Source organism: Aneurinibacillus sp. XH2 (genome assembly GCF_001439585.2).
Classification (GTDB): domain Bacteria; phylum Bacillota; class Bacilli; order Aneurinibacillales; family Aneurinibacillaceae; genus Aneurinibacillus; species Aneurinibacillus thermoaerophilus.
Genome location: NZ_CP014140.1, coordinates 1,184,270 through 1,200,639, shown reverse-complemented (window position 1 = coordinate 1,200,639; position 16,370 = coordinate 1,184,270). Strand labels below are relative to the sequence as shown.

Here is a 16,370-nt window from a genome sequence, read left to right as displayed (position 1 = left end):
AGAAGGTGGCAACTATATGAATATTAAAACACAAGCATTAGAACTGCTCAAAGCAGAAGCCAATAAAATCGAACGTTTGATCGAGGTCCAGCGCAATAATCTAACAATGCCAAAATGTCCGCTTTATGAAGAAGTGCTCGATACCCAGTTGTTTGGCCTGTCGCGCGTCATCGATTTTCTGACACGGCTTGACCTGCTAAGCAAAGAAGAAGGAAGAGAAATTCTAGACGGATTGGAGAAGCGGATTTCAGAAAAAATAGGACAGAGCCAGTAATTAAACCGTTGCATGCTTTTTTCCGCTTTCCACACGGCTTCGGGCTTTACTGGAACGAAAAAAAAACAAAAGCCCAGGAAGAAGGAGAAATTTTCATCTATCACAGATGCGATGAAGCACGGATAGATAATACGCCCTTCTTCCTGTGCGCCTTTTTCTATGAAGAGCCCTAACTTGAATACTGCTTCTTTCACACCAAACGAGTACGAGCCTTTATTTATTATCGCGAAACAGACGAAAGCGAAAGAATATACGCTTCACGTAAACCTGTCATGCTGCATAACATACCGGTAAAGAACAGTGCAAACCGTTTGGTCAGAAGCGAAGCTATGATTCTGTCTGAAGAGAACGAAATATCTCTCCAGCATGTTGCAATATAAACGAAAGACACCTCGTTTCACAAAGATAAGAAGCCACTATTTCATATATATCCGAAACTACCTGCACTTTCATGCTTGTCCTTCAAAAAGATAATGATAATCAATTTCAATTATAAAACATACTTTTTCCCTTCTCAACCTAACCTGCGCATTCGGATTCGATAAAAGCTGAAAGACGACATCAACCATATTATACCATACCCAGCTTAAGTAAACATCGAAGACCTATTTTCCCCCTGTAAAAACAAGGTTTTATATTTTCACCCGGTGGTAAAAGAAACAAGGACACCTTTGTTGGCATCCTTGTTTCTTCGTGTAACGCTAGCGCTGTATGTTGCGGTTGACCGCCTCAAGAACTTCTTCCGCCGTCATTCCCTGCGCGTTGATAACGGAGGCTTTCGTTAGCATGTCTGCCATACCCATTAGATTTATATCCTGTCCGGAAACAACGCAACAATCACAGCCCGCGATGTTTGCCTCGTTCATGGCCACCACCTGATGTCCCTGGCTCTCTAGATATTGCTTCACATCTGTTAACGTATTTTCCACTGCAATTTTTGCCATGCGATTCACTCCTTTCATTGCTCCCTCCTTTATTTTGAATTGATCATTAGCAAAATATTCCCTTTTCCAGAAAAATCATCATCTCTTTCAAAAGAGTATACCAACTAGACTTGCCGCGCCAAAGCCGCAGTCCCTCAAGAAGAGTAGAACGTCCTGTAAAAATGCAGAAGACAGCAGTAAAAGAAAGCAATAACTATAAACGAACAGGAGCCGGGAAAACAGTTTTCGTTGGAAGCGCCTCCTGCTTCAACAGCAGACCATACGTTTCCGGACGACGATCACGTAAAAATTGAAGTAGATTACGCGCAAAGTCAATTTCCTTCTTGTCAATTTCCTGAATTAAAATTCCCTCTTCATCATCCAGCGACTGCATAATCTCACCCAGCGGGTTGCTGACAAAGCTTCCACCATAAAACGTCATATTCTTTTCGCGACCCACACGATTTACCGCCGCTACAAACAAACCGTTCGAAATGCCATGCGCAGAAATTGCCTTCTCCCAGGCCCGGCGGGTGCAAAGCTCCGGATGATCCGGTTCGGAACCGATCGCGGAAGGATAGAACAAAATCTCCGCACCTTGTAGCGCCAGAATTCTGGCCACTTCCGGGAACCATTCATCCCAGCAAATCCCAATACCGATTGTTCCATAACGTGTCTTATACACCGGATAACCTGTGTTTCCAGGAATGAAATAATATTTCTCATGGTACTGCGGCCCATCCGGAATATGATTTTTTCGTGTGGTACCAAGGTAAGAGCCATCCGCATCGAATACGACCGCACTGTTAAAGTATACACCGCGCCCTGCCTTCTCATAGAATGGCACAATAAGAACAACCCCTAAGCGCCCTGCCAATTCGCCCATCTTCCGCAATGTTGGGCTATCTACAGGCTCCGCAAGGTCATACCCTTTCACAGAAACCGTTTGGCCGCAATATTGCACATTGAACAATTCCTGTAAGCAAATAATTTGCGCACCTTTCATAGCTGCTTCTTCTATTTTTTCAATCGTATAGGCTACGTTTTGCTCAATATCTTCTCCGCATTTTACTTGAATCAATCCAAGGGTCACTTTTTCACTCATCTTTGTTGCCTCCTGAAATATATTGTCTATGACAAAAATGTTATACAAAAGATTATTTCAAATATTATTCCAATATTGAGAAAATATCTTCTTGCATGCAAAGATCGCTTCCCACAGTTCCTGTGTAACCGGTCGCTCTGGAACGGAATGCGGGTCACGGAAGTCTGCTTCGCAATCCATTAGCCCTTCGATTACACCTAATGTAGCAATGGGTAAGTACGGTAGGCTATATCCGCCCTCCTGAAGGATTACCAAGCGCCCATCGCATATTCTTTCAGCTAACTCCCGCACCACTTTCGCCATATAACGGAATCCCTCACGCGTGACCACCATACGGGAAAGCGGATCCATACAGTTTGGATCTTGTCCAGCGGAAATGAGCAGCAACTGCGGCTCGTATTTCTCAAGAATCGGAAGCACAAGTTGCTCAAATGCGTATTGATATCCCGCATTCCCTGTCCCGGAAGGAAGGGGAATGTTAACGTTATAACCCTCTCCCTCTCCCTCGCCAACTTCTTCAATTTTTCCTGTATTCGCCGGAAAATAGCTATCTTCATGTACAGAGATAAATAGCACGTTTTTATCATGGTAGAAAATATCCTGCGTTCCGTTTCCATGGTGTACATCCCAATCCACAATCGCCACCCGTTCCAGGCCGTATACGTCCAGCGCATACCGGGCTGCAATCGCGACATTGTTGTACAGACAAAATCCCATTGCTTGATCGCTTGTGGCATGGTGTCCCGGTGGACGAATGAGTGCATACGCCTGTTTCACTTCATTATCCATCGCAATATCAACCGCTTTCATCGCACCCCCAGCAGATAGACGGGCAATCTCTTCTGAAACAGGGCAACCATACGCTTCCGGGCCGAACACACGGAGACCTTTACGAGCTGTTTCCTTCATATTGTCGATATGACGCTGTGTATGCACACGCAGCAAATCCCTATCGGTAGCCGGTTCCGGCACAAACGTTTTCATTTTTGCCAGCAGCCCACTTTTCTCCAACATCTCCTTGATGTAGCGAACGCGAAAATGGTTTTCAAATTCCAGACCAACATTCAGCGTTTCGTTTCCTCCTACAACATACACTTGCTCACCTGTATCATGCTTTACATAATCTTCGTGGAAAACAAAACCGATTGATTTCATCCCTGTTCTCTCCTCTAGCGTAGTAACTCAGGAAACAATGGACTGATCTTCTGTTGAATCAACAGAAGATTCAACCTCTTCAAAATGGAGTTGCGGCGGCTGTTTGGTAAAAAACTTCGTTAAATACAGCAGATACACAATTCCTGCTATAATCCAGGCGCTTCCCAGCATAATCGAATGTTTGTCCAGGTTCGTCCAAAGCCAAATAGTAAACCCGGAACCAATCAGCGGCAGTAATACATACAGAAAAGCCCCTTTTATACCGCGCTGTTTATTGCGAATATAATAGTGAAAAATAACGGACAGATTGACAAATGTGAACGCTACTAGCGCACCGAAATTAATAAAAGAAGCGGCTGTCGCTAAATCAACAACAAGCGCTGATAATGAAAATAAGCTAATTAGAAAAATATTGCGGGATGGCGTTTTATATTTCGGGTGTACATAGCCAAATAGTTTCTCTGGCAGTACGCCTTCCCGCCCCATAGCAAATAGCAGTCGCGCTGCACTTGCGTGCGATGACATGCCAGATGCAATCGTCGAAGTAATCATTCCTGCCAGAAACAAAGAAGCAAATAACGCTCCCCCAATGTATTGAGCAATTTCAAAAGCAGCAGAATCTACAACTTTAAACGAAGTAAAATCCGGATACACCACTTGTGTAATGTAAGATACAAAAGTAAAAAGTGCTCCTCCAATGAATGTCACTAGGAAAATAGCTCTTGGTACTGTTTTCTTAGGTTCAATCGTCTCTTCTGAAAGCGTTGTCACCGCATCAAATCCGAGAAACGACAAGCATAGAATCGAAGCTCCGGCCAGCACAAAAGAAAACGAAACATCCTGATTATAAAAAGGTAACACAGAAAACAGCGTGCCCAGCCCCATTCCATTTGTAATTCCTTTTACGGCTAAGGCCACAAAAATTACGGTCACAAGAAATTGAAATAAAACAAGCACTCCGTTGACTTTTGCCGTCATTCGAATCCCCAAAATGTTGATCCCCGTAATCATGGCGATAAACAAAATAATCCAGATCCACGATGGAACTGAAGGAAAGGCAGCCGATAAGAAAATGCCAGATAGCAGAAAATTAATCATCGGCAAGAAAAGATAATCCATCAATACAGACCAGCCAACCAGAAATCCAAGATGAGGGCTGATCGTTTTCTGTGTATACGTATAAGCTGAACCTGCAACAGGATATGCTTTTACCATCTTTCCGTAGCTATATGCAGTAAATAGCATAGCAAGAAGGGCTACTATATAAGCAGCTGGAACCATGCCATGTGTCGTCTGCGCCGCAACTCCATACGTGGAAAACACGGTCATCGGAGCCATGTAAGCGAGACCGAGAATAACAAGCGGAAACAACGTTAATGTTCTACGAAAATGAGGTGCCTGCTTGTTAGACATACACATCCCCCCATCTTTTATTCCTTTTCATATAAACCCTCCTCTCAATTTTTACATAATTTCTTAAATACAAATTTTATGCCAATATAAAATTTATTGAAAATAATAAAAACAGGCTGTACAATGAAGAAAATCAATGAAAAAAATCATTATATATTCAAAATTAAAGAGGGAATCTCGTTAAAAAATAGTTAAAAATCACAGGATAATGAAAAAAATCATCAGATGAATTTTTTCATTATTGTGTATAGTAGGAGGATTTTCAAAAATGATAGAAAATATGAAAGTTAATTATCATTGGAGACTACATACTATAACAAAATCAAATGAACCTCTTTTCAGCTTAAATCAGCTGGAACTTTTGCGTACATTTTTTAATGAAGAAACGCTCCATCTTCTGAAAAACATCATTCAGCAACAAGTAAACACACTGCATGAAAATGAAATTGTACAATTGAAAATATCCTCCTTTGAATTTCTGATTATAAAAGAAAAAGATAAAATATTACTGGCAATATCAAAGGACAAAGAAACAGTGCAGTATGCCAGCACAGAAAACGAAATTTCAACGATAGAAACTTCTTTTATTGCCCATTCAGCAAAAATGAAACAAATAATGGAAATTATCAAAAAAGTCTCCTACGTTGATTCCACCATCCTGCTGCTTGGTAAATCCGGGGTAGGAAAAAGTATGATCGCTAAACTCATCCACAAGTACAGCAGCCGTTCAGACAAAAACTTTGTTTCTGTGAACTGTGGTGCTATCCCTGAACCACTAATGGAAGCAGAATTGTTCGGGTATACGCATGGTAGCTTTACGGGGGGACAGCGGGGAGGAAAAAAAGGAATCTTTGAATCAGCAAATGAAGGTACTGTTTTCCTTGACGAAATTGGTGAACTTCCTTTGAATCTTCAAGTGAAGTTGCTTGAAGTTCTACAAGAAAACTGTATTCGCCCTATTGGCTCAGCTAAATTAGTCCCCATCAATGTCCGTGTTATCGCTGCTACGAATCAAAATTTATTGGAACTTGTCCAACAAAAAAAATTCCGGGAAGACCTGTATTATCGGCTTAATGTCGTTCCAATTGAAATTCCTTCATTGAAAGAAAGAAAGGAAGACATTGTATATTTAGCGCGTCATTTTCTGAACAAACTGGTGAAAAAATACGGCATTTTTAAAACGTTTCATCCAGATGTTGAAGACGTTTTTACACAATATGAATGGCCAGGGAATGTAAGGGAATTAGAAAACATAATCGAAAGAATCTTTATTACAACCGAGGACAATGAAATCCAGCTTACACATTTACCTCCATTCTTTCATTCTTTAAGTACAAAATATACTGAGCCATATCAGAAAAGCGAAATTATACCTTTAAAGGAAGCAAAAAAAAGGCTGGAAAAAGATTTAATTACAAGAGCGTACGAACTTTACAAAAGCACATACAAAGCGGCACAAGCATTAGGGGTCGATCAATCAACGATCGCCAAAAAGCTAAAAGAATTTCGTAATGAAGGAAGGTAAAACAATATCATGCTAACGATTGCACTGGCACAGTTAAAAGGAATTCCATTCGATAAAAAATCCAACCTTACCCGTACCATTTCAACAATACAAATGTGCAAAGAAAAAGGCGTGGATTATGTTCTATTTCCAGAATTGTTTCTGTCAGGGTACTTCATCCAAGATCAGATTCAAAAGTTAGCGGAAACAGCAGAGGGAGAAAGCATTCAAATCATTCAAGAAAAAGCAAAAGAAGCCGGTATCGGTGTGATTATTGGTTTCCCCGAATTTTATAAAAATCAATATTACAATTCTGCCGCCTTTATCGGGAAAGATGGGAGCTTGAAAGGGGTATATCGAAAAGTTCATCTCTTCGATAAGGAAAAAGAATTTTTCACCCCTGGTGAAGAGTTCCCTGTTTTCCGCACAGAAGCCGGAAACATCGCCATCATGATGACTTTTGATGTGGAGTTTCCTGAGATGGCAAGAATTTATGCAATGAATGGAGTAGAGATGATTATGGTGCTAAACGCGCACAGCGTTCCTTATGAGCCGCACCAAGAAGTCTTTTTACGGGCCCGGGCATTAGAAAACCAAATATTTATCGCGGCAGCCAACAAAGTAGGTCTTGAAGGAATGACGCTGTATTTCGGGGAAAGCGCCGTAATCTCTCCTGAAGGCAACTTCTTGACTAGAGGCGGAAACAACGAAGAACTTCTCATCACATCCGTTAATCTGAACGATGTGTATAAAGTAAGAGATGAGCAGCCTATGAAGTATCTTGATAATCGAAAAAATGCATTATATCGAGCTCATGGTCTATTATGAAAAGCACGTTGCTTTTATCCAGAAATTCTTTATACTACACAGGGGGATATTTTTATATCTTTAAAAACTCACTGGGTAAAAAACGAGGAGAATTTCATAGAAAGAAAGGAAGAGATTTTTTTGCATAAAGTTCGTCGTAATGTTACAGGTGCTCTGTTGCTTGCCGGAGCGATAACCCTATTCGCCGGGTGCAGTGAACAAACAGCGGCTACGTCTTCTGAAACACCAAAAACGCCACCCACCTCTTCAGCGTCCAAGTCCAGCGGCTATTCTTCAGAACCTGCCGCTTCAAAAAATCCAGCAAAAAATGAAACTGTAAATGCAAACAACAAGGCTGTGCAAGTCGTCGCCAATCCAGACAATATCGCCGTGTTGGTCAACAAACAATGGATGCTTCCAGACGGCTATAAACCTTCCGATTTGGTAGAACCAAATGTTCCGTTTATTTTTAAAGAAAAACTAGAAAAGCGGCTCATGCGTAAAGAGGCGGCGCAAGCTTTAGAAAAGCTATTCGCCGGTGCGAAGAAAGACGGAATCCACCTGAGCGGCGTCTCCGGCTACCGTTCCTATAAGACGCAAACAGCACTGTTCAACCGCTATATCAAAACCCACGGAGAAGAAGCAGCGCGAAAATTCAGCGCGGCGCCGGGTCACAGTGAACATGAAACAGGGCTTGCCATTGACGTCTCTGGCAGCACCGGCAAATGTGCGGCCGAAGATTGCTTCGCTAATACTCCCGAAGCAAAATGGTTGGCCAAACATGCCCCAGAATACGGCTTTATCATTCGTTATCCAAAAGGTAAAGAAGCAATCACCGGATATAAATACGAACCCTGGCACATCCGTTATGTAGGGATAAACATTGCCAAGGAAATCGCAAGCAAAAATATAACGTTAGAAGAATACGTACAACATATGATACTCGTATCAAAATGATGGAATACAAGGCTGTTGATGAATCATGGTGTCAACACAAAAATCTTGAATAATCAACAGCCTGACTTATCCATCAAAACGATCCCGTCTTTCCCCTTCTTGTCACAAGCGCAGTCATTATCCTGCTTCCACCCTAAACGCTTCATAAAAACGCTTACTTACTGACTTTTTTGAAAAATCCGCAGAATCAATCGCCCTTCTTCGTCCGTATAAACATCAAATGTACTTCCGATAACCCCATATAATTCCGGCGGAATAATAATATAGCCATCTTTTGTTGTCTCCCCGATAAACATCTTTTCACTCATCATATCGCACCTCCCGATACTTTGATAATTAGTCATGAAGTAACGATTTACCTGCAATTTCACGAAAAATCTTACAAAAAAATTTAAAAAATAACAAGGAAAAGCGAAAATTTGCCAAACACTTATATAACAAACTGAATCAGAAAGGTTGTGAACTACCCACCACTTAAAACCTTACGGTTTTTGAAGTGGGGGCTTCTCGACTTATCGTTGCTTTTAGTAGCCAACGAAAACTGACCGAGCTATCCCTCTCGTTCCAAGAGTTCTTTTTGCTATGCTAACGCTAATAAGCGCAATCCTTCATGTTTGATGTTGATAGAAGCGTTCCAGTCTCTGTCTGCCATAAAACCACAATCACAGCGAAAGGTGCGCTCAGAAAGAGATAGAGACTCCTTTACTTGACCACAACATGAACAAGTTTTTGATGATGGAAACCCCTTATCTATTTTGATAAACTTTTTCCCTTGCTCCTCTAACTTGTATTGGAGAAGTGTCGTGAACATGCCCCATGCATTATCAGCAACGCTTTTACCGAAATTGAGGGCTTGTGACATTCCTTTCATGTTGAGGTCTTCGATAACCACACAATCATACCGTTTCGCTAATTTATGTGATTCCTTATGAAGAAAGTCCTTACATTGGTTTGCAATCCTTTCATGTAGCTTCGCTACTTTCAGACGTTGTTTGTGCCAACGATTAGAGCCTTTCTTTCTGCGTGATAGAATACGCTGTTCCTTCGCTAATTTTTCCAAGGCTTGGCGATAGAAACGAGGGTAATTGGCTGTCTTACCCTCTTCGCTATCAACAAATAAGCCATTCATAGAAAAATCTAAGCCAACAACAGCATGATATGATGTGACGGAATTTCCCGATGTTGCTTCATTTTCACAAGTTTTAGTTTCGGTAATTTGATATAGCCATCAAAAAGCATAATGTTTCCGTTCACCACATTGGTTGTGTAGGACTGTCTCGACTTACGGTTTTTGAACTTCGGAAATTCAGCACGACCAGAAAAGAAGTTTTTGTATGCCTTTTGTAAGTTGAGTTGAGCATTTGCCAATGCAAGGCTGTCTACTTCCTTTAGCCATACAAACTCCTTTTTGTACTTTGCAGGAGTAGGGAATTTTTTCTTTTTTAGCGTTTCTTTGTCATCCTTGAATTGTTCATATGTTTCCTTCCATTCAGCCAACATTTTGTTGTAGACGAAGCGGACACAACCGAAGGTTTTTGCAAGAAGTTGCTCTTGTTCTTGCGTTGGGTACAGACGAAATTTATATGCTTTGTTTGCCATATCGAATCACCTCACTTCATCCCTTGATTTTCTATATACTGCTTTATCACTTCAATGGGCGCACCACCCGTTGTAAGCAAGCAAAAGCTTCTTGACCAAAAATACTCTTTCCAAAGTTTTCTTTTTACTTGTGGAAAATGCTTTTTGATAAGTCGAGAACTTGCGCTTTTATAAGCGTTGATGAACTTTGACATTTCAGTATTTGGATGTGCTTTGAACAAAATATGCACATGGTCAATATCATGATTCCATTCAACTAAGGAAATATTATAATTTTCACCCAATCGAACAACCATATCTTTCGCATAGTCAGATATGGTATCGTCAATCACTTTTCTACGATATTTCACGACCAGAACAAGATGATAATATAATGAGAACATCGAATGATTATTATTAATTTCATTGATACAACAGCCTTTTATTTATCTAAGACTGATTATATCACAACAAAATAAGGAACCAACTTTAGGCTACGCCTAACCGAAATTCATCTCCCACTTTCACTGGTGACGAAAGCACCTTCACGTTTAGAAATGGGAGACTTCTTTCGGAGGAAAGTTAAAAATGTATAAAAATAAAAGCTATCTGCTCATACTATGAAAGGTGCTTTCACGCACAAATTTAATTATGAAAGGAGTATTCTTTATGCCTAACCAGCAACAAAATAATCAACAAGCTCAAAATGCGGCTACGAATCAGGCGGCGCAAAACGCGGTTACACAGGCCCAAAATGCAGTTACGCAAGCTCAGAGTGCATTAGCACAGGCTCAGGCCGCTGCAAACCCGCAGGCCGTTCAACAAGCACAACAGCAGCTTGAGCAGGCGCAACAACAGCTAGCCCAAGCACAGGCTACAGCTTCAGCTAGCGCAACAAACCAAACACAAGGATAAAATCCTTGTAACCTTCCCCTGCCTGGGGCCGTTTCTCAATGGCTCCAAGCAGGGTACAGGATTATTCATAGCACCTGCTCTTTGAAGATATCATAAAACAGCAGAGCCCGGACAATTTGATAAAATATGAAAATATTCTGGAGCAGGCCAAGCAATTAAATTTTGTGATGTTAAAGACAGGTGTCAGTGGTGGAATCATTACTAATAGAAAAATGATACACGATATTATTAGTGGCGCTTGGTAAGCAAAAAAGAAGGGAAGTGCACAAAGTGGCATGTGGCATGCCACTTTGTGCAAAATATTTAGAAATATATATATATTGTACTCTTCTAAGTAAATGAACGATCAGGACGAACGACAAACCATAGTCCAATAGCAAAGAGAATAGGAACAATACTGATTAATAATGTACCTTCCCACCCAATCGTTTCTGCAAGCCAGCCACAGAGAATAGGTGACAAAAATGCCCCGATGTTTCCCCATAGATTCATCCAACCGGATACAGAACCCGAATACTCATTTCCTAAATCAACTGCAGCTGCCCACGAAGTTACGACAGGGAATCCAAGAGAACCAAGTGCAAGCGTTAGCCATAGTACATTCATCCAGGGAATAGTGACATAAGCAGCTAAATACATAGTAACTGCAAAAATCACCAATCCACCAATGGCTAGAGAGCCGCGAGCAACCATCTTTGATTTCCCTTTTTTCACTAACCAATCCGAGATTGTACCACCTGTCATTACCGTTATAAAAATACATAGCCAAGGTAAACTAGCCGCAAATCCCATGTTTTGAAGGGAGAAACTCCTTGCTTCCATTAAGTACGTAGGCAACCAAACAAGGAAGAAAGTGACGATATAGAGGACGACACAATACTGTAAGCCAAGGGCCCAGAAACGACCATTTTTTAAAAATTGCCCCCACGGTGCAATTTCTTTTTTCTCCTCTTTTACTGTTCTATTCTTGACAATTAATTCAAGCTCTTCTTTACTAACCATCGGGTGCTCTTCCGGTTTATCACGGCCAATCAAGTACCAGATAAAAGCTACGAATATACCGATAAGTCCGAAAATATAAAATACTGCTTGCCATCCCCATGCTTGAAAAATAGCCACCGTGAGTATAGGAGCTATAACCGGACCAAAATACGAGCCTGCTAATAAGGCACTTGCTGCCCGCCCTTTTTCTTCTTTCTGAAACCAATACGTATTAAAAACAGCATTACCTGGATACATTGGTCCCTCTCCTACACCAAAGAGAAAGCGGACTAAAGCCAATAGACCATGAGATTTCACTATAGCTGTAAGGCCAGTGAAAACAGACCACCAAACCAATGCGAGGAATACAATCCGCCGTGCACCGAAACGTTCTGCCAATATCCCTGCCGGAACTTGAGCCAGGGCATAACCCAGGGAAAATATGGAGGCTAAAAAGCCAAATTGCACCTTATCCATATTTAAATCTTCCATCATTGGCTTTGCAATTATCGAAATATTGGAACGATCCATATACGCTATAAGACCAATCACAAAGAAAAGAAATGCTAGCCACCAGCGTATACGGGAAGCTGGTTTTACTTGTACTTGTTTCACTTCATTTACTTCAGGCACTAATCGATTCATAAAATCTTCCCCTTTATCCCTGTTATATATTTAATGTTAAGAAGGCTACAAGAACATTCTTTTAATATAAATCCAATCGTTGATCTGTCAAAACAGGAATATGTTTTCGTGTATCATCAACTTTGCTTAAGTCGATTTCTGCATAATAGATCTGCTCTGAAGAATCTCCTTGTAAAAGGATTTCACCTAACGGATCAATCACCATAGAGCTTCCGGGGAACGATGTGTTTCGACTTTCACCACATCGATTGACAGCCACAACAAAAGATTGATTCTCAATGGCTCGAGCGACCAGCAGCTTTCTCCAATGATCCACTCGTGACGTTGGCCATTGTGCTGCATTAATCAATATTTTCGCTCCTTGATTAACAAGCTTTCGGGAAAGTTGCGGAAACCGTAAATCATAACAAATCATAGTTCCGATGGTTTCGCCCTGATGTTCAAACAATCCAAAGGTATTTCCTGCCGTAAGGAACTTGTCTTCATCCATTAAACGAAATAAATGGATTTTATCGTAACGGAGAACTTGTTCTCCGTGTTCATTAAACACAAACATTGTGTTGGTGACGTTTCCACTCTGTGAATCACGGTACAATACACTTCCTCCTACAATTGCAACGTTGTTTTCTTTAGCAAAGGAGGAGAAAAGTTCTTTTGTCCTCTGACCATCAATATCTGCGATTTGCTCGGCGATTTCTAAAGCGTACCCCGTATTCCACATTTCAGGCAAAACAATAATGTCAGGCGCTTGTTCCATGGCTTGCTTCATTAATCGATGTGCTTTTTCAAAGTTTACATCCGGCTCACCAATCGTTACATCCATTTGAATAAGAGCTATTTTCATAATGCTGACACCTCTTCCACAACAATAGAATATTCATCTCGAATTACTCGGTTTAAAACAGGGTCCTCAAGTTCGTATTCAAACTTACTCCCATACACAAAACCCTCTAAAGTAGGAACAGTACCTGAAAAAATAATCGTATTGGAAAGGTTTTCATATCCGAATTCACGCAACTTATCTAGTAATTCATGTACGGGAAGTAAAGCGGTGAGGTTATTTTCCTGGTACATTCTCCTTCCTGTATTGTCCGTAATCCACGATCTTAGAATCAATTCATCCCAGTGTTGTTCAACATCTTTCAATTTCCAAAAAAGAGTAGCTAAAGGCTTGGGACACGCTTCTTTTGACTTTTGGATATCTTCTTTTTCAATCAAACGATCGGTGTGATCGCTTCCAACAGTGACGAACCACTCGTTTCCATCATTAAAAAGAACATATTCAGCTTCCCCAGAAGTTTCTCCCCCATTTACCCTGATAGAGTCATTAAATGTTAGGCTGGAAAGCTTTTGTGGATAGATTGCGGGGATAGTAGAAGGTGGCGAGACACCAATTTGTTCTAATTCATGAATATGTTCCATCACTTTTTCAATATTTCTTCCCCCATATCCAACTACGATAACATTGCTTACTTGAAAATTTTCCTGCCTTTTGTCCCCATTCCCTAAATCGATGGTCACTGAAATTTCTTTCATGGTTTCTCCCCCTTTTTTATTTTTAAGCTAGAAAGCACAGCCATTCGTGTACACTCAATGTGATCAAGGACAGCTTTCTTCGCTTTTTCAACATCTTTGTTTTTTAAACATTCAATAATTAAGGCGTGTTCCTTTAGAGTCTGTTCTGTTCTATTAGGAGAATGTAAAGCGCTAACACCAAACCATCGTATTTGATCACTTATTGTTTGCATTAATTGTACAAGTCTTCGATTACCACTTAATTCAGCGAGGTAGATGTGGAAATCCTTATCTGTAGAAATAAATGATTTATTATCCTGTTTCTCCTCTACCTGTTTACTATAAAGCTGTTCAAGTTTTTGGATATGATTTGGTGAAATGATGGGAATGAGCAATTCTATAACCAGTACTTCTATTGCTCGGCGAATCTGTATAACCTCTTCTACATCTCGCTCAGTAATGGTACTGACAAATGTTCCTTTCCTAGGTATAGAAGTTACCCATCCTTCTAACTCCAATAGTGGGATAGCTTCACGAATTGGAGTGCGACTTATACCGAGATTTTCACTCAAACTACGCTCATACAAAACTTCTCCAGGGAGAATGATATGGTTAATAATCGCATTCTTAATTCCCTCATAGGCTTGCTGTTTTAGTGATAATGGCTGTTGTACTTTAAATAAACTCATAAAATACTCCTAAATTTTAATATAATGTGTGGTATGTGGCATGCCACAAAAATATTATTAATATTTATTATATTCGTGACAAATCTCATGTCAACATCATCTTACTCTTTCTTACATAAATCTATAGTTCGTAAAAATACGCTTTAGGGAGCACTTTTCGATACAGTAAGGACGCGTGTCACATGCCCATCAAGCAAAGAAAATCGAAAAAATATCTTTTGGCTTAGCCCCTCCGTTCAGTGCAGCTCAGGCTAAGGTTGTTAATAAATCAAGAACTTGCAAAGTAGAAAAAAATCTACCTTCAAAAAAATAGCCGGAGATTTTCTCGTCTCCAGCTCCTTTCTCTTGATTACATTATTTGCGTTTGCGATACACCTTCTTCTTCCCGATTCATATTAACTTTTACTGAGTCCGGAAAGAGATACGAGAATAACACAATGGTAATGCCGCTTGTTGCCAATCCGTACAAAATGGGAACAATTGATGTTGTACCTTCTAACGCCAAACTAACCAAAATGACCACGGAGCTCGCCATAATGGAATAAAACACAGCGCGTGCGCTCACTCGCTTCCAAAAGAATCCGAGAATAATAGGGAAGAACAATGCACCGGAAAGCACCGCAAAAGCAATGTCTAATGCGACTAAAATATCTTGAATCCATAAGGCACAAATCATCGCAAAAATACCGACTGATAACGTTGTAATCCGCGAAACCACCAGGAACTTTTTTTCATTCATTTGCCGCAGAAAAAATCGTCCGATAATATCGTTTACTAGCAAAGTAGAGGATGCAATAAGCGTTCCCGAAGCGGTCGACATGAGAGCAGAAAGCACACCAGCCAACACAACCCCTAACACCCCAGCCGGAAGCGTATGAATCGCCATGCTGGCAAACGCATTTTGTGGATCCTGTAAACCCGGAAGCGCTACAAATGCGCACATCCCAATTAATGCAACCGTAATAGCATACAAAAACGAGTATCCACCTGCTGCAATCATACCGTAACGGGATGTTTTTAGGCTGCGTGCCGTAAACACTCGCTGCCACACGTCTTGTCCAACTACGATACCGAGCGCATACAATAACAAGCTTTTAAAAACATCCGTCCCGCCCATGACACTGAGATCAAAATAGGTAGATGGCAGCTTCTCCTGTAACCCAGCTAATCCACCTACTTTTGATAAACTCATTGGAAGCATAATCACGAAAATACCGATGCTCATGACGATAAATTGGACAATGTCTGTCATTGTAACTGACCACATTCCTCCCAGCACCGTGTACAACAATACAATGCCACCCGCTACTACAATCGAAAGTGTAAAATTCCAACCTAGCCATACTTTTAGAACGCTTCCGATTCCAATGATTTGTGTAACCGTAAGCATCGTCGTATACGTAGCCGCTACCAGCGAACTAATAAGCCTTGCTTCTACACTAAAACGTTTTTCTAGCATCTCGCTAATCGTCAATACCCGTAAGTTAAATATTTTTTTTGCAAGAAAAATGCTAAGTAAAATGAGACCAATCCCTTGCGAGGTGACAAACCATATGCCGGATATTCCTGACTGATACCCTAATTTGGCTGTGCCAATTGTTGCAGCTCCCCCCAATGTTAATGCGGCGATACAGCCAAAATACATCGAGAAATTTAAATTCCGACCCGCCACAATATAATCCTCTGATGTTTTCGCTCTTCTCGCTCCTAACACACCGACTAATGCGATGATAAGTAAATACAAAACGATAACTGATACATCTATACCATTCATGTAAATCTCCCCTCAAAAGCAAATTTCACGTGGCGAACACGAACTCCCCCCTGAATTTTTTATATACAACGTGTAATACATTCCATTTGTATTCCTCTTTACCACTTTCATACAGGCGTTTATTCCAGAAGTATA

Annotated in this window: 16 protein-coding genes and 1 pseudogene; 5 read left to right on the top strand and 12 right to left on the bottom strand. The window is 40.7% G+C overall.

Annotation, left to right across the window (positions count from 1 at the left end; genetic code table 11):
• The first annotated feature begins 16 nt into the window (after positions 1 to 16).
• Positions 17 to 274: a DUF1507 family protein gene (locus ACH33_RS05830; protein ID WP_057898151.1), complete on the top strand. Its 258-nt coding sequence runs from the start codon at positions 17 to 19 to the stop codon at positions 272 to 274.
• Positions 275 to 975: 701 nt separating this feature from the next.
• On the opposite strand, the gene ACH33_RS05825 is transcribed toward ACH33_RS05830, so the two are convergent.
• From ACH33_RS05825 to ACH33_RS05810, 4 genes are all read right to left on the bottom strand, one after another.
• Entirely contained in the window at positions 976 to 1,218 is a 243-nt protein-coding gene (locus ACH33_RS05825; RefSeq protein ID WP_057900259.1) for a YkuS family protein, read from the bottom strand.
• A gap of 193 nt (positions 1,219 to 1,411) precedes the next feature.
• Positions 1,412 to 2,302 (bottom strand): carbon-nitrogen hydrolase, encoded by an 891-nt coding sequence (locus tag ACH33_RS05820; protein ID WP_057898150.1) that lies wholly within the window; start codon positions 2,300 to 2,302, stop codon positions 1,412 to 1,414.
• 57 nt (positions 2,303 to 2,359) lie between these two features.
• Positions 2,360 to 3,457: a class II histone deacetylase gene (locus ACH33_RS05815; protein WP_057898149.1), complete on the bottom strand. Its 1,098-nt coding sequence runs from the start codon at positions 3,455 to 3,457 to the stop codon at positions 2,360 to 2,362.
• A gap of 27 nt (positions 3,458 to 3,484) precedes the next feature.
• Positions 3,485 to 4,870: an APC family permease gene (locus tag ACH33_RS05810; RefSeq protein ID WP_057898148.1), complete on the bottom strand. Its 1,386-nt coding sequence runs from the start codon at positions 4,868 to 4,870 to the stop codon at positions 3,485 to 3,487.
• 268 nt (positions 4,871 to 5,138) lie between these two features.
• On the opposite strand from ACH33_RS05810, the gene ACH33_RS05805 reads away from it, so the two are divergent.
• The 3 genes from ACH33_RS05805 to ACH33_RS05795 all read left to right on the top strand — a co-directional run bounded on the left by ACH33_RS05805 (position 5,139) and on the right by ACH33_RS05795 (position 8,138).
• A complete protein-coding gene (locus ACH33_RS05805; RefSeq protein ID WP_057898147.1) occupies positions 5,139 to 6,395 on the top strand; it encodes a sigma-54 interaction domain-containing protein in 1,257 nt (418 codons plus the stop codon).
• A gap of 9 nt (positions 6,396 to 6,404) precedes the next feature.
• Complete coding sequence (locus ACH33_RS05800) at positions 6,405 to 7,202, top strand: nitrilase-related carbon-nitrogen hydrolase (RefSeq protein ID WP_057898146.1); 798 nt, start codon at positions 6,405 to 6,407, stop codon at positions 7,200 to 7,202.
• A gap of 120 nt (positions 7,203 to 7,322) precedes the next feature.
• On the top strand, positions 7,323 to 8,138 hold the full coding sequence (locus tag ACH33_RS05795) for a M15 family metallopeptidase (RefSeq protein WP_057898145.1): 816 nt from the start codon (positions 7,323 to 7,325) through the stop codon (positions 8,136 to 8,138).
• A 158-nt stretch (positions 8,139 to 8,296) separates the two neighbouring features.
• Here the strand turns inward: ACH33_RS05795 and ACH33_RS19100 are convergent, their stop codons facing one another.
• The 3 genes and pseudogenes from ACH33_RS19100 to tnpA form a co-directional block, all read right to left on the bottom strand.
• Positions 8,297 to 8,449 (bottom strand): hypothetical protein, encoded by a 153-nt coding sequence (locus tag ACH33_RS19100; protein WP_156424002.1) that lies wholly within the window; start codon positions 8,447 to 8,449, stop codon positions 8,297 to 8,299.
• 269 nt (positions 8,450 to 8,718) lie between these two features.
• Positions 8,719 to 9,737, bottom strand: a pseudogene (locus tag ACH33_RS05790) (RNA-guided endonuclease TnpB family protein).
• Between the two features lie 11 nt (positions 9,738 to 9,748).
• Positions 9,749 to 10,147, bottom strand: coding sequence for an IS200/IS605 family transposase (gene tnpA / locus ACH33_RS05785; RefSeq protein WP_156424001.1), 399 nt, complete (start codon positions 10,145 to 10,147; stop codon positions 9,749 to 9,751).
• A 238-nt stretch (positions 10,148 to 10,385) separates the two neighbouring features.
• On the opposite strand from tnpA, the gene ACH33_RS05780 reads away from it, so the two are divergent.
• Positions 10,386 to 10,631, top strand: a complete 246-nt coding sequence (locus tag ACH33_RS05780) for a hypothetical protein (protein WP_057898143.1) — start codon at positions 10,386 to 10,388, stop codon at positions 10,629 to 10,631.
• 330 nt (positions 10,632 to 10,961) lie between these two features.
• On the opposite strand, the gene ACH33_RS05775 is transcribed toward ACH33_RS05780, so the two are convergent.
• The 5 genes from ACH33_RS05775 to ACH33_RS05755 form a co-directional block, all read right to left on the bottom strand.
• Positions 10,962 to 12,257, bottom strand: coding sequence for an MFS transporter (locus tag ACH33_RS05775; protein WP_057898142.1), 1,296 nt, complete (start codon positions 12,255 to 12,257; stop codon positions 10,962 to 10,964).
• Positions 12,258 to 12,318: 61 nt separating this feature from the next.
• Positions 12,319 to 13,101: a carbon-nitrogen family hydrolase gene (locus ACH33_RS05770; RefSeq protein WP_057898141.1), complete on the bottom strand. Its 783-nt coding sequence runs from the start codon at positions 13,099 to 13,101 to the stop codon at positions 12,319 to 12,321.
• Complete coding sequence (locus tag ACH33_RS05765; RefSeq protein ID WP_057898140.1) at positions 13,098 to 13,793, bottom strand: DUF2848 family protein; 696 nt, start codon at positions 13,791 to 13,793, stop codon at positions 13,098 to 13,100. The genes ACH33_RS05770 and ACH33_RS05765 overlap by 4 nt, the downstream gene beginning before the upstream one ends.
• Positions 13,790 to 14,461, bottom strand: coding sequence for a GntR family transcriptional regulator (locus tag ACH33_RS05760; RefSeq protein WP_057898139.1), 672 nt, complete (start codon positions 14,459 to 14,461; stop codon positions 13,790 to 13,792). The genes ACH33_RS05765 and ACH33_RS05760 overlap by 4 nt, the downstream gene beginning before the upstream one ends.
• 349 nt (positions 14,462 to 14,810) lie before the next feature.
• Positions 14,811 to 16,235, bottom strand: coding sequence for a sodium:solute symporter family protein (locus ACH33_RS05755; protein ID WP_057898138.1), 1,425 nt, complete (start codon positions 16,233 to 16,235; stop codon positions 14,811 to 14,813).
• Positions 16,236 to 16,370: the final 135 nt, after the last annotated feature.

Bases quoted from the DNA above. Each gene is read 5' to 3' on its own strand.
- ACH33_RS05830 (WP_057898151.1), top strand. From the start codon at position 17: ATGAATATTAAAACACAAGCATTAGAACTGCTCAAAGCAGAAGCCAAT.
- ACH33_RS05825 (WP_057900259.1), bottom strand. From the start codon at position 1,218: ATGGCAAAAATTGCAGTGGAAAATACGTTAACAGATGTGAAGCAATAT.
- ACH33_RS05820 (WP_057898150.1), bottom strand. From the start codon at position 2,302: ATGAGTGAAAAAGTGACCCTTGGATTGATTCAAGTAAAATGCGGAGAA.
- ACH33_RS05815 (WP_057898149.1), bottom strand. From the start codon at position 3,457: ATGAAATCAATCGGTTTTGTTTTCCACGAAGATTATGTAAAGCATGAT.
- ACH33_RS05810 (WP_057898148.1), bottom strand. From the start codon at position 4,870: ATGTCTAACAAGCAGGCACCTCATTTTCGTAGAACATTAACGTTGTTT.
- ACH33_RS05805 (WP_057898147.1), top strand. From the start codon at position 5,139: ATGATAGAAAATATGAAAGTTAATTATCATTGGAGACTACATACTATA.
- ACH33_RS05800 (WP_057898146.1), top strand. From the start codon at position 6,405: ATGCTAACGATTGCACTGGCACAGTTAAAAGGAATTCCATTCGATAAA.
- ACH33_RS19100 (WP_156424002.1), bottom strand. From the start codon at position 8,449: ATGATGAGTGAAAAGATGTTTATCGGGGAGACAACAAAAGATGGCTAT.
- ACH33_RS05780 (WP_057898143.1), top strand. From the start codon at position 10,386: ATGCCTAACCAGCAACAAAATAATCAACAAGCTCAAAATGCGGCTACG.
- ACH33_RS05775 (WP_057898142.1), bottom strand. From the start codon at position 12,257: ATGAATCGATTAGTGCCTGAAGTAAATGAAGTGAAACAAGTACAAGTA.
- ACH33_RS05770 (WP_057898141.1), bottom strand. From the start codon at position 13,101: ATGAAAATAGCTCTTATTCAAATGGATGTAACGATTGGTGAGCCGGAT.
- ACH33_RS05765 (WP_057898140.1), bottom strand. From the start codon at position 13,793: ATGAAAGAAATTTCAGTGACCATCGATTTAGGGAATGGGGACAAAAGG.
- ACH33_RS05760 (WP_057898139.1), bottom strand. From the start codon at position 14,461: ATGAGTTTATTTAAAGTACAACAGCCATTATCACTAAAACAGCAAGCC.
- ACH33_RS05755 (WP_057898138.1), bottom strand. From the start codon at position 16,235: ATGAATGGTATAGATGTATCAGTTATCGTTTTGTATTTACTTATCATC.